Genomic DNA, 12,213 nt, shown 5'->3' with positions numbered 1-12,213 from the left:
AAACCAACACCGACATATAACAAATCCTAGGTTAAAAAAGTGCTGCTGCAATTTTTTATGCAGGCGGATGATTTTCTTTGTCAAAAAATTGCTGTGCATCGATTCTTCATACGTCTCACCCAAAGCGGCTAAAAGTAGCTCCTTTCCCTAAGAAAAAGAGGCATTCCTTTCAATGATGAATGCCCTCTTTAAAGTCAATTACTTAACTTCCAACTTTGATTTTTGCCTTAAATTCTGCACGACGGCGATGTAAAATAGGCTCCGTATAACCGCTTGGCTGTTCATATCCTTTAAAGACCAAATCACATGCTGCTTGGAAGGCGACTGAATCATCATAGTTAGCGGACATTGGACGATAGTTCGCATCACCAGCGTTTTGTTCATCAACAACTTTTGCCATACGCTTCAGCGTCTCTAAAACCTGTTCTTCTGTTACAATCCCATGATGTAGCCAGTTCGCCATATGCTGACTTGAAATCCGCAATGTCGCCCGATCCTCCATCAACCCAATATTATTAATATCGGGAACCTTTGAACAGCCAACTCCTTGCTCAACCCAACGGACGACATATCCTAAAATACCTTGTGCATTATTATCAAGCTCTTGTTGAATTTCCTCTGGTGTCCATGCTGGATTTTCAACGACTGGAATTTGTAAAATATCATTGCGATAATCTGCCGCTTCTTCTTTTAAGAGCTTGTTTTGAACAGCTATAACATCAACCTCATGATAATGAAGGGCATGCAAAGTTGCTGCGGTTGGGGACGGAACCCACGCTGTATTTGCACCCGATTTAGGATGTACGACCTTTTGCTTAATCATCTCTGCCATTAGATCAGGGATTGCCCACATACCTTTCCCAATTTGTGCATGGCCTTGAAAACCAACCGATAATCCGACATTTACGTTGGAATTCTCATAGCCCTGCAGCCACGCCGTTGACTTCATATCATTTTTACGAATCATTGCACCTGCTTCCATAGAAGTATGCATTTCGTCTCCGGTTCGATCAAGAAATCCAGTATTAATGAAGACAATTCGTTCTTTGACTTTACTGATCGCGTTCTTCAAATTAATGGAAGTCCTTCTTTCCTCATCCATAACACCAATTTTTAATGTATTTCGCTCAAGTCCAAGCAGATCCTCAACTCGATCAAAAAGCTCATTGGCGAATGCTACTTCATCTGATCCATGCATTTTGGGCTTGACGATATAGATGGAACCTTTAGCACTATTCTGATACTTCCCATTGCCTAATAGCGTATGCTTCCCTATTAAACTTGTAATAACCGTATCCATCATACCTTCTGGGATCTCTTCGCCACTGGGCCCCAAAATGGCATTTGTCGTCATAAGATGGCCAACATTTCTTGTAAACATGATGGAGCGACCATTTAATGCCATTTCCTCACCAGTTGGAGAAGTATAAAAACGATCTGGATTCAAAGAACGAGTGATGGTTTTTTCACCTTTTTTGAACGTAGCGGTTAAATCCCCTCGCATTAAACCAAGCCAGTTGCGATAAACATGCGTCTTGTCTTCTGCATCGACTGCTGCCACTGAGTCCTCACAGTCCATAATCGTCGTTAAAGCTGCTTCCATAAGCACATCTTTTACACCGGCTTTATCAGACTTTCCGATTGGAGATTGAGGGTCGATCTGGATTTCAAAATGAAGTCGATTATTTTTTAAAAGGATAGCAGACGGTGCTTCAGTGCTTCCTTGATAACCAACAAGCTTTGACGGATCAACTAATCCAGTCGTTCTTCCATCTTCCAGCGTTACAGCCAATCTGCCATCCACCACTGCATATTTCACTACCTCCTCATGCGAAGCATTAGAAAGAGATGCTGCTTTATCGAGGAATTTTCTCGCAAACTGAATCACCTTTTGCCCCCTAATCGGGTTGTAACCCCCACTGCGCTCAGCTCCGCCTTCCTCACTAATGACATCGGTTCCATAAAGGGCGTCATATAAGCTTCCCCACCGGGCATTTGCAGCATTTAAGGCGTATCGGGCATTATCGACAGGAACGACTAATTGTGGGCCAGGCTGCAAAGCAACTTCATCATCTACATGATTTGTTGTTACTTTATAGTCTTCGACCTCTTGTTCTAGATAACCGATTTCCTCTAAAAAGCTTTTGTATTGTTCAAATTTAAACTCTTGATTTTCTTTATGCCATGCATGGAGCTTTTCTTGAATTTCCTCACGTTTGGCAAGCAATTCTTTATTCCTTGGGGCCAAATCAATAATGAGCTTTTCGAAACCTTCCCAAAAAGCGCCCTCCTCAACCTGACTTTCTGGCAGCGCTTCCTTATTAATGAAATTAGCAAGAACTTGCGCAACCTTTAGATTCCTAATTTTTACATATTCAGACATTTGTACATCCTCCTTTTTTGTTTGTTATTACGAAACATCGTTTCATATTTTCTCTAAAAAAATAATATCACGGGGAAAAACATCTTTCAATAATTTTCTAAAAATTTTATCTCTTTGCCTACGTTGCATTCATAATCGCATAATAACGACCTTCTCCACATCGAAAAACCTCCCTGAACAAATTATTTTTACCATTAGGCAAAGGCCTCTCTTCCGTTCTTCATTTCTTTTTTGACCTCAGCACAACGACCTGGAGATGGAAACAATTTACCGGCATTTAATAAATTATGAGGATTGAATACATCTCGAATATCGGTCTGTGCCGCGATTTCCCGCTCCGTAAACACAAAACGCATTTCTTCTCTTTTTTCGATTCCGACACCATGTTCCCCCGTAATTGTACCACCTACATCAGCACAAACTCGCAGACACTCACTTCCTGCAGCTAATGCTTTCTCTGTTTGGCCAGGCTGTCTTGCGTCAAAAAGAACGAGCGGGTGTAAATTTCCATCTCCGGCATGGAAAATATTAGCGATTCTTAATCCGCTCTCTTCACTTATTTTATTAATTCGCGCAAGAACCTCAGGTAATCGGCTCCGTGGAATGACCCCATCCTGAACAAGATAATCAGGAGAGATGGCTCCCATCGCACCAAATCCTGTTTTACGATTCGCCCACCATCTCCCCCGTTCTTCTTCGCTTTGAGCCACCTTTACCTCCCGCACATTACGTGTCTTACAAACCTCAAGAATTTGTTTGATCTGCTCCGTGATTCCGACCGAAATCCCATCTACTTCAATTAATAACAAAGCTTCTATATCCTTTGGGTGACCAACTGGAAACGCTGCCGACTCCACTCCTTCAATTGCAATCTTATCCATCATTTCAAGAGCAGCAGGGACAATTCCTGAAGAAATAATATCAGATACTGCTTGACTCCCGTCTTCGACCTTATCAAAATAAGCAAGAACCGTTTGCTTTGCTTCTGGATTTTTCAAAATTCGAACCGTAATTTTTGTGACGATTCCTAGAGTACCTTCTGAACCGGTCAAAAGCCCCAATAGATCATAACCAGGAAGATCAAGAACACCATTTGTACTAATATCAATAATTTCTCCGCTTGGCATGACAACCTCTAGTCCCAAAATATGGTTCGTTGTGACGCCATACTTTAAACAATGGGCCCCACCAGCATTTTCCGCAACATTACCGCCAATCGTACAGGCATATTGGCTAGAAGGGTCCGGTGCATAGTAATAGCCTTTATCGGCTATTGAATTCGTTAATTTAAGATTTACAAAACCAGGTTCAACAACGGCGCGCCTGTTTTCCAAGTCCACACTTAACAGCCGTTTCATTTTAACTAAACTAATGATTACTTCCCCATTTAACGGTATGGCTCCTCCACTTAAACCGGTCCCTGCACCACGGGCTAGAAAAGGCAATTGATTCGCATTGCAATATTTGACCACTTCAGCAACCTCTTTTGTGCTGTTTGGAAAAACTACTGCCTTTGGGAGATGCTTATGAATCGTGAAGCCATCACAATCATAAGCAAGCAAATCAGCTTGCTTAAATAAAATCTCTTTTTCACCGACTATTTTTGCTAGATTCATAATATCTTTGTCAATCGTTTGCATGCTCTTTTTCACCATTGTTTCCCCTCTCTTTCTCGTCTTCTTTTTGGTAGGCCAAGTCGAGCAATTGAACGGTGTGAACAATTTTCTGGTTTCTTCCGTATTTCTCGACTCCCACTGCCATTTGCAGCATACAACCTGGATTTCCCATTGAAATCATTTCAACATCCTCAGGAACATGTTCCATTTTACTTTCTAACACCGCTCCCGCCATTTCAGGATTAGTAATGTTATAGACCCCGGCACTTCCACAGCAGCGGTCAGCATTCGGCATATGGACCATTTCTACTCCTGGAATATTGATTAACAAATCCCTTGGTTGTTCACGAACACCTTGACCGTGAGCAAGGTGACACGCATCATGGTACGTAATCCGCGTTTTTAATTCCACTTTTGGCTTCTCATACCCTGTATCGTATAAATATTTTGAAATATCCTCTACTTTTTGCGCAAATTCTTCCGCTTTTTCACGCCATTCAGGTTCTTCACGAAACAGTTCAGGATATTCTTTTAGCATACATCCACAACCCGCCGCATTCGTAATCACCTTCTCCGCAGCGTTGAAAGCTTCTATATTTTGCTTTGCTAACTTTCTCCCTGTCTCACGATCTCCTGCATGGACATGAAGAGCTCCACAGCATGTTTGATTTTTTGGAATGCTCACATCGTTGCCATTTCTCGTTAACACATTAATCGTCGATTGATTAATATCACTAAACATGACATCCATTATACAGCCCGTTAACATCGCAACTTCTCGTTTTGTCTCTCCTTTGGCCTTAATGACCTTTTGCTCCTTATATTTTTTTTGTACAGGTGTGCCAATCGCTGGCATAATGGCTTCCATTTCTACTAGATGCTTCGGCATAATATTGATTAAACCTGTTTTTCTGACAACCTTTTGCACCCCACTCTTCTGGTAAAATTTGAGCAGACTCCCCAACGAGTGGAGACGACTTTGGTGTGGGAACAGCCCTTCTAATAAAAATTTGCTTGTCATTCCTCTCCAGCCTTTTAAAGGCATCGCCTGACGAACCTGTCCCCTTGCTTCTTCAATTAAGCCTCCTACGTCCACATCAGCTGGGCAGGCTGTTGTACAAGCACGGCAATCCAAACAAACGAATACAGGGTCCGCAAAGTCATCATCAACCACTAATTTTCCTTCCGCCACTGATTTAATCAAATGTACTCGACCTCGTGGTGAATGCTGTTCCTGACCAGTCTGTTCATAAGTTGGGCATGCTTCTAAACATAAGCCACAATGGACACAATCAGCCCATTTATGTTCATCTGGTGGATCACTCCATAAATAATTACTTAAAGAGTTCGTATGACAAGTCGGCTCACCTTTCAGTTCAGTTTCTCTTAAACTCAATTTATATCCCTCCCACAAACCGGCCCGGATTCAGTATTTTTTTAGGATCTATTTTTTCTTTTATGCCCTCTAACCAAAAGAAATAGGAAGGTCGTTCTCCCCATACAGTGATTTCTTGACGAAGTTTTAACGGTAAATATTTCAAAACAGCATAGCCATTTAATTCAGTAGCTAGCTTCCGTAATTGCCCAATCGCTGTTTTTACATCCTCAGCCGCTCCAGACAAATGCACATGACACAAACCATGACCTAATCCCCCATGCCCTTCAATTTTCAAATGATGGACATCACTCATATATTCACATTCCTGAATCACACGGATAACATCTAAGTTGACGACACCCATTTTTAGTGTTGCTTCAGTCTCTTTTGTTTCTGTCACTTTAGGACCAATATTGTAAAACTGCTCCCAAAACTGACAAGCTTTTTCTTTTTCCAGTATGCTGACGTTTACAGATGGGGGGCTTATTTTCTTTACAAATTCCTCTTGATAGTGAACGGATGTTTCTACATCTTCAAAACTAATGGCAACTGTATAATTTCTGTGTCCTGTAAGGTCCTCGGACAAGGTTGGACTTAATAATTCAAGAGCAATCGGCTCCATCATCGAGTCAAGAAGTTCAGCTGCAAAGCTCTTCAGCCACTCATGATGGCCATCTGGAAACGCAAGCAAGATAACGCTTTCATATTGCGGAAGTGGACGCAGCTTTAATGTTACCTCTGTTAACACACCGATCGTCCCCATAGAGCCGATAAAAAGTTTATTCATATCATAGCCTGCCACATTTTTTACTACTTTTCCCCCTGAGCGAATCACCGATCCATCTGGGTAAGCGATTCGAAATCCGATCACTGCATCCCTTGCCGAACCGTAACCTAAGCGTTTCGGTCCACTGTCATTTGCAGCAATAATACCACCAATTGTTGCGCGCTCTGGATAAAAAGGATCCAAAGAAATTTTTTGATTATATTGCGCTAAATAGGCCTGAAGCTCTTTAAAAGGAGTTCCTGATTTGACGGTTAACGTCATATCTCCAACTGCGTGTTCAGTAATTCCTTTAAAATTTTCGAGTGAGACACCAATATCCTCTGCCTCTGTTGTACCTCCAAAACCACGCTTCGTTCCACCGGCAACGATCGAAATTTTTCGATTATGAAGATTCGCATATTGTAATATCTTGGTTATTTCTTCTTCTGATTCAGGCTTAACAACGATCCTTCCGCTGTTTCCTAAAAAATCATCTCCATTTTGAGCTTTCACAATCCTTTCACTACTTACAAACATTTGGAGATCATTTAGTAGATTTGAAGTAATCAATTCATCCCTCTCCTTCTCCGAGCATAATCTTTTTAATCTTTCCATAAACTGTTTTTCATTATTTTCTCCACATATTCCAAATGTTCAGTCATTTTTTCTTTTGCTTCATGAGGGGCCGAATTGTCTATAGCGGTAAAAATTTCCTTATGCTGTTGGGTGATTCTTTCATTAATGAGGTCGTTTTGTTGTATAAAATGGTGGAAGTCACTCATATGCCTTTTCGTAGTGGTTGAGATAAATTGCATAAATTGATAGATTATTTGATTTGCAGATGCCTTTGCGATCGTCATATGGAATTGATAGTCCTCTTCCCAGCCAGATGACGACTTTTGATTGAAAAATTTCTCTAGTTCGGCGATTTGCTGTTTTGTTCGATAAAGTGCCGCCATTTCTGCAATTCCCGGCTCCAACAGCTTACGGACTTGAAACAGCTCCTGCACATCATTTGACTCTGGATGAATTAAAGACAAGTTAAATAATTTTTTCGAATCAAAATGGCAAATATACGTTCCTTCTCCTTGCTTTACATCAACAATCCCCTTTCCTTTCAATGTAATAATCGCATCACGAATCGCTGATCTCCCTACGCCAAACATCTCACATAGTTCCCTGACAGAAGGAAGCTTTTCTCCAGAACGAATAGAACCGTTTACAATCATGTCCTCTATTTGTTCTACAACAGATTCTGAAACCTTTTTTATGGAGATTTTCTCAACTTTCATCTTAATATCCTCCTCTCTTCCTTTACTCTTTTCAGACATCACATATCAGATATGTTTATCTGTTCCTATTAAATCATGGTAGCATTTAATAATCAAGACTTTTTAGAATTTATAAAAAAATCAAAAAATAGTGCCGATTACTCTTTTTTTTCATATAATAAATATAAATACAACTTCTGTTATAGTACAATTGTATAACTAAATTCACCTTTTTTGACGTTATCACAACCTTTTAAAAATGTTTGTTGAAAAACTGCCCAGTTTGCTCTAATCGATAACAAAAAATAATTGTAAAAGTTGTGTGTATAAAATTTACCAAAATAACAAAACATAAGCTATATTAAACAAACTTTTAGCTTATTTCATAATAATGGTGTTTATATCTGCAAAACCATTAATGTTTGAATCTTTCCCGTGGCTTCCACTGTACAAATTGAAAAAGTTGGTTTTTTCGATGACATTTGTGTACAGGTGTAGATTTGGCTTAACGAAATGAGAGAATCTGAAGCTAGCTAACATAATAACCTGTACGAGACAGTTCTCAAAATAATCGCTTTTTATCTGGAAACAAGTCAAAATCATCATCTTTATAGCGAAATTTTAAAGAATTGAGGTGATAAACAATGGGACTGCTTGAGGCATTTAATGAGTGGAAAAATTCTCGCTATGAAAAACACGTTTCGAAAATGAAAGATGAAAACAAATGTCCGGAGTGTTATGGCAGAGGCTTCTTAATCTATCCTGCAAATGAGTTTGTTTATTTAAGCAATCCATACGATTGCCCTGGCTGCAACGGAAGCGGCTTATATTCTGAATGGTCAAATCTCGTTTAATAACGTATATGCATGTTGTATCACCTATTACTAGCTTCAAAGCATAAATTTAACCTACTGATTTTTTAGTCAGTAGGTTATTTTTATCAACGTCTATTACTTTTCGGATCAAAAGCATCGCGAAGTCCGTCTCCGATAAAGTTTATGCAAAGCACTGTCATAAGAATTGCAAGTCCCGGTGGAATCCATGCTTCAGGACTATTTCTCAAAATTCTGATGCTCTGCGCTTCAGATATCATGTTGCCCCAGCTTGGTGTCGGCTGTGGAATTCCAAATCCGATAAAGCTAAGAGCAGACTCAACAATAATATACGTTGCCATCATTAACGTTGCATTTACCACTATTGGACCGATTGCGTTTGGAATAAAATGTTTAAAAATAATTCTAATATCACTAACACCAATTGCCTTGGCACCAAGTATAAATTCCTGTTCTCTTAGTGTTAAAAACGTCCCTCGTATAATCCTTGTTAAGTTTGGCCACGAGGTGAAGGCAATGATCATAACAAGTATTCCAACGGTTACCTTTTCAAGAATAGCGACAACTGTAAGACAGAGCACTAAAAAAGGAAGCATCAGCATTAAATCCGTAGCGCGCATAATAATTGCATCTACTTTGCCACCATAATATCCTGCAATAGAACCTAAAGTTACTCCAATTACTAGCGTAAAAACCATGGCACTAAAGCCGACTATTAAAGAAATGCGACCTCCATATAATAGGCGAGCTAAGTTATCTCGACCGGAGCTGTCATTCCCTAATGGATGTTCAGCACTCGGGGATCGTTCAATCATGGTCAAGTTCGATTTTGTTGGATTATGATCTGTGAAAAGCGGCGCACAAAGAACAGCAATAATGATGATAAGCAGAATCACAACACTCGCCACAGCTAGCTTATTTTTCATGAAACGTTTCAACGCAATTCGATGAGGACTCATGCCTTTTTCCACTGTGTTCTTATTCAATTCCGGGCCTGTGCTTGTCGTTTCCTGTGGTTTAAGTTCCATTGATTTCACCTCAATCGTAGCGGATTCTTGGGTCAACAATACTATAGAAAATGTCGGCTAATAAATTGCCAAGTAACACAAAGAAACCAAGCATTAAGTTAATAGCCATAATCACAGGATAATCACGATTCCCTATAGAAGTAATAAATAATGTCCCAAGTCCAGGAAATTGGAAGACACTTTCTGTAATGACAGCCCCACCCAATAGTACCCCAACTTCAAATCCAAGTAGTGTAATAATCGGTATCAATGCATTGCGTAATGTGTGTTTGTAAAGAACCGTATTCTCCGTCATTCCTTTTGCTCGCGCTGTGCGAATATAGTCACTGCCCAAAACATCAAGAACTTCCGAACGCATATAACGCATATAAGAAGCCGTACCAGCTAGACCTAGCGTAATACTCGGCAAAATAAGGTGCCTTATTTTATCAAAAAATAACTCAAATCCATCTATCCCTGGCTTTGAAACCGTTCCATGGGCAGGCAGCCAACCGAGCTTAATGGAAAAAATGTATATTGCCACCAATCCAAAAAAGAAATTCGGTGTAGCTAGTCCAAAAAAGCCAAATGCCGTTGCTCCATAATCTAAAGGCGTATAAGGGTGTCGCGCAGAATAAATACCAATCGGGATCGACACCACTATGGTAATAATTAAGGTCATAACCCCTAAATTCAAAGTATTACTAAATCGCTCTGCAATTAAATCGGATACTGCCCTGCCTTTATAAATTAGAGATTCTCCAAAATCTCCAACTACAGCTCCCTTTATCCAATTCCAATATTGAATATGGATTGGATCATTTAAACCTAGCGCTTCTCTTCGCTGTTCGTACACTTCCGGATCAACTGTCGGATCAATCCTTCCTGTAAAAGCATCACCAGGAGCTGCTTGCATGAGTGCAAATACAATGACTGTTAAAACAAAGAGCATTGGGATGAAAACAAGGATTCGTCTGATGATATATTGAAACAATGTACCCCCTCCATTCTAGAGCTGTTTTTACATCCTTTTATAAATCTTTCGCAAATAGAAAAGAGCGTGGCGTCATACCGAACGCTCTTTTCTATATTTCTGCAAAAGCAATTTACTCAGTTACATACCATAGATGTGGATTATTGTGGAATTGATATGGTAAGACGTCAATTCCTTTCATGCGTGAGTTATGTGCCCAAAGGCTGTTTGCGGCATATAAAATTAACGCAGGTAAGTCTTCTCCGAATTCCACTTGCCATTTACTGTAAATTTCTTTGCGATAATCCTGCTCAAACGCTTCAGGTGGCTTGACTGCCTCTGCTAACAATTTGTCAGCTTCTGGATTATTCCAACGGGAGTAGTTATAAAAATCTTTTGAACCCCATAATCCTTCAGGACTTGGATCGCCACTGCTTAGTGACCAACCAACTAAGTATAGATCCCAATCTTGTGAATTTTTCTCAAGATCTTCGAAATAAGCTGCAGCTTCCTTCGGCTGACGAAGGTCAATGTTTATGCCAACTTCTTCAAGAAACTCTTCGATAATTGGAGCAGAACGCTCACGAATTTGGTTTCCTAATGGGTAGTTAAGATTTAAGACCCATTTTTCACCATTCGGATCTTCGCGGAAACCATCTCCATCTACGTCGACATAACCAGCCTCATCTAAAAGTTGATTTGCTTTATCTTGATCATGTTCATATGCTGGTGGATTTTGATCATCATAAGCCCAGAATTGTGTAGCAATAGGAGAGTTTTGAACAATTCCTCTACCATAAAGCAATCCATCAATAATCGCTTGACGGTCAATAGCATAAGCTATCGCTTGGCGTACTCTTGGATCCTTCAAGTTTTCATTAACAGTCCACTTACTTGGATCTAATGTCATATCTCCAGCCGCACGATGATTATGCATCATTCCCATAATTTGATAACCAAAGTCAGGCTGCTCAATAATTTCTACATTTTGCATTGCTGCAACTGCTTCATAATCTGCTGCTTGGAAGCCATTTGGATCCGCAACAAAATCAATTTCTCCATTTTCCAATAAACCAAGAATAACCGCTTGGTCTACAACCTTCCAAACAACGCTGTCAAGATATGGTTCACCTTGCCAATAATCAGCATTTTTTTCTAAAACATATTGCTCACCTTGTACCATTTCCGTAAATTTGAATGGTCCTGTCCCGATCACTTTTCCTGGCTCACGGGATTCAGGTGCTGCAGGTATATCAGCTACTGGGATATCCTTGAAGATATGCTCAGGAATAATGCTGAAGCTAGCATCTGAAAGAGCAATAACATTTGGCTCAGCAAATTTAAATGTTACAGTATGATCATCCTCTGCTACTACCCCTTGGAATTCATCTGTTTGACCTTCGCTATATTCTTTATATCCTAAAAGTCTTGAAGCATATTCAGATGCACGTACCCCACCTGCTTCAATATAATCAGGATCAGACATTGTTTTATAAGTAAAGACGACATCATGTGCCGTAAATGGTTCACCATCATGCCATTTTACATTTTCTTCCAATGTAAAAGTAATTTCAGAATGATCCTCATTATATTTCCATTCTTTCGCAAGATTTGGAACAAACTCCAACGAATTATTTTGCGAAACTAGTCCTTCATACACAAATTCAATAATGTTTGCCTCATAGGCTTCTTCATAGAAAATTGGATTGAAGCTTCCTGACGGCGCAGTATCCATTGCACCGACAACCGTTCCTCCCATTTGAGGACCTGTTTCTTTCTCTTCGTTTTCTTTCTCACCCTCCGTAGAAGTATTATCACTGCCTCCTGAGCAAGCAGCAAGAATACCTAGCATGAGAACAAAGCTAAGTAAAATTAACCAACTTCTTTTAAACTTCAAATTCATTCACCCCTTTTAAATTTTGGAAAATCAACAGACTGGCTTAATCCTAGGGTACACCACCTCCTTATATGGAAAAAGCGATTAAA

At 39.9% G+C, this 12,213-nt stretch carries 9 protein-coding genes; 1 reads left to right on the top strand and 8 read right to left on the bottom strand.

All coding sequences use genetic code 11. The annotated features are described in order from the left end of the window. Positions 1-202 precede the first annotated feature (202 nt). The 5 genes from FCJ93_RS11360 to FCJ93_RS11340 form a co-directional block, all read right to left on the bottom strand. Entirely contained in the window at positions 203-2,383 is a 2,181-nt protein-coding gene (locus FCJ93_RS11360) for a malate synthase G (RefSeq protein WP_137743720.1), read from the bottom strand. A gap of 194 nt (positions 2,384-2,577) precedes the next feature. After that, entirely contained in the window at positions 2,578-4,038 is a 1,461-nt protein-coding gene (locus tag FCJ93_RS11355; protein ID WP_095314362.1) for an FAD-binding oxidoreductase, read from the bottom strand. Continuing rightward, entirely contained in the window at positions 4,010-5,395 is a 1,386-nt protein-coding gene (locus FCJ93_RS11350; RefSeq protein ID WP_137743719.1) for a (Fe-S)-binding protein, read from the bottom strand. The genes FCJ93_RS11355 and FCJ93_RS11350 overlap by 29 nt, the downstream gene beginning before the upstream one ends. 1 nt (position 5,396) lies before the next feature. After that, complete coding sequence (locus tag FCJ93_RS11345) at positions 5,397-6,713, bottom strand: FAD-binding oxidoreductase (protein WP_211344107.1); 1,317 nt, start codon at positions 6,711-6,713, stop codon at positions 5,397-5,399. Between the two features lie 32 nt (positions 6,714-6,745). Beyond that, positions 6,746-7,435: a FadR/GntR family transcriptional regulator gene (locus tag FCJ93_RS11340; RefSeq protein WP_137743718.1), complete on the bottom strand. Its 690-nt coding sequence runs from the start codon at positions 7,433-7,435 to the stop codon at positions 6,746-6,748. A 623-nt stretch (positions 7,436-8,058) separates the two neighbouring features. Here FCJ93_RS11340 and FCJ93_RS11335 point away from each other — a divergent pair. Next, positions 8,059-8,268 (top strand): methionine aminopeptidase, encoded by a 210-nt coding sequence (locus tag FCJ93_RS11335; protein WP_095314357.1) that lies wholly within the window; start codon positions 8,059-8,061, stop codon positions 8,266-8,268. Between the two features lie 86 nt (positions 8,269-8,354). On the opposite strand, the gene opp4C is transcribed toward FCJ93_RS11335, so the two are convergent. The 3 genes from opp4C to FCJ93_RS11320 form a co-directional block, all read right to left on the bottom strand. Continuing rightward, positions 8,355-9,275 (bottom strand): oligopeptide ABC transporter permease, encoded by a 921-nt coding sequence (gene opp4C / locus FCJ93_RS11330; protein ID WP_095314355.1) that lies wholly within the window; start codon positions 9,273-9,275, stop codon positions 8,355-8,357. Between the two features lie 10 nt (positions 9,276-9,285). Then, positions 9,286-10,248, bottom strand: coding sequence for an ABC transporter permease (locus FCJ93_RS11325; protein WP_095314353.1), 963 nt, complete (start codon positions 10,246-10,248; stop codon positions 9,286-9,288). 112 nt (positions 10,249-10,360) lie between these two features. Next, a complete protein-coding gene (locus FCJ93_RS11320) occupies positions 10,361-12,130 on the bottom strand; it encodes a peptide-binding protein (RefSeq protein WP_095314351.1) in 1,770 nt (589 codons plus the stop codon). Positions 12,131-12,213: the final 83 nt, after the last annotated feature.

Source organism: Robertmurraya siralis, from assembly GCF_005502275.1.
Classification (GTDB): domain Bacteria; phylum Bacillota; class Bacilli; order Bacillales; family Cytobacillaceae; genus Robertmurraya; species Robertmurraya siralis.
Note: the sequence above shows the minus strand (reverse complement) of the source record. Positions and strands in the feature narration are given on the sequence as shown.

Bases quoted from the DNA above. Each gene is read 5' to 3' on its own strand.
- FCJ93_RS11360 (WP_137743720.1), bottom strand. From the start codon at position 2,383: ATGTCTGAATATGTAAAAATTAGGAATCTAAAGGTTGCGCAAGTTCTT.
- FCJ93_RS11355 (WP_095314362.1), bottom strand. From the start codon at position 4,038: ATGGTGAAAAAGAGCATGCAAACGATTGACAAAGATATTATGAATCTA.
- FCJ93_RS11340 (WP_137743718.1), bottom strand. From the start codon at position 7,435: ATGAAAGTTGAGAAAATCTCCATAAAAAAGGTTTCAGAATCTGTTGTA.
- FCJ93_RS11335 (WP_095314357.1), top strand. From the start codon at position 8,059: ATGGGACTGCTTGAGGCATTTAATGAGTGGAAAAATTCTCGCTATGAA.
- opp4C (WP_095314355.1), bottom strand. From the start codon at position 9,275: ATGGAACTTAAACCACAGGAAACGACAAGCACAGGCCCGGAATTGAAT.
- FCJ93_RS11320 (WP_095314351.1), bottom strand. From the start codon at position 12,130: ATGAATTTGAAGTTTAAAAGAAGTTGGTTAATTTTACTTAGCTTTGTT.